General features: G+C 74.8%; 1 protein-coding gene. It reads right to left on the reverse strand.

What is annotated here, in order from left to right; all coding sequences use genetic code 11:
* Positions 1 to 947 (reverse strand): glycerate kinase (locus QMK34_RS13370; protein ID WP_326414201.1); only part of this gene is annotated, 947 nt, incomplete at both ends.

Genomic DNA, 947 nt, shown 5'->3' on the forward strand with positions numbered 1-947 from the left:
CCGGCGTGCACGAGCTGGGCCGCTTGGGTTCGCAGGAGCTCGGCGGCGTGGGCGCGGGCGTGGTCCAGCGAGGGCGCGTGGTCGATCAGCGCGCTGCTGCCGACGACGCCGAGGCCGTCCAGCTGGCTCTGGTCCAGCTGGATGCGCCCGGCCAGTGCCAGCAGGGGGACACCTTGTTCGCGGGCCCTCGCCGCGATCCCGGCGGGAGCCTTGCCCGCGAGACTCTGCTCGTCGAGCGAGCCCTCGCCGGTGATGATCAGGTCGGCGCCCTTGAGCGCGTCGTCCACGCCGGTCAGGCCCACGATCAGCTCGAACCCGGACTCGACGGTCGCGCCCAGGCCCGCGATGGCCCCACCGGCGATCCCGCCGCCCGCGCCCGCTCCCGGAACGTCCGCCACGTCCGCTGCTCCGGCCGCGCGCAACGCGGTGGCCCAGTGCGCGAGCGCGTTCTCCAGCGTAACGACGTCTTCGGCACCCGCGCCCTTCTGCGGGCCGAACACCGCCGCCGCTCCGTTGGGGCCCAGCAGCGGGTTCGTCACGTCGGTCGCGACGCCGACCGTCACGCCTTTCAGCCGCTCGCGAACAGCCGTCAGATCCACCTCGGCGACGTCGCTCAGCGCGCCGCCGCCCGAGTCCACGGGCTTCCCGTCGGCGTCGCGCAGCCGTGCGCCCAGTACCTGCAGCATCCCGGCGCCGCCGTCGGTGCTGGCGGTGCCGCCGACGGTGAGCACCAGCCGTGCCGCGCCGCCGTCCAGTGCGTGGGCGAGCAGTTCGCCGACGCCACGGGTGTGCGCGGTCAGCGAGACCACGGGGGACGGCTCGACGAACTCGATCCCGCAGGCACGCGCGGATTCGATGTAGGCCGTGTCGCCGAGCACCGCGTAGCGCGCGTCCACCGGCTCGCCGAGCGGACCACTGACGCCGAGTTCCACGATGGTCGCCCCGGC

It is taken from the genome of Amycolatopsis sp. H20-H5 (genome assembly GCF_035828755.1).
Classification (GTDB): domain Bacteria; phylum Actinomycetota; class Actinomycetes; order Mycobacteriales; family Pseudonocardiaceae; genus Amycolatopsis.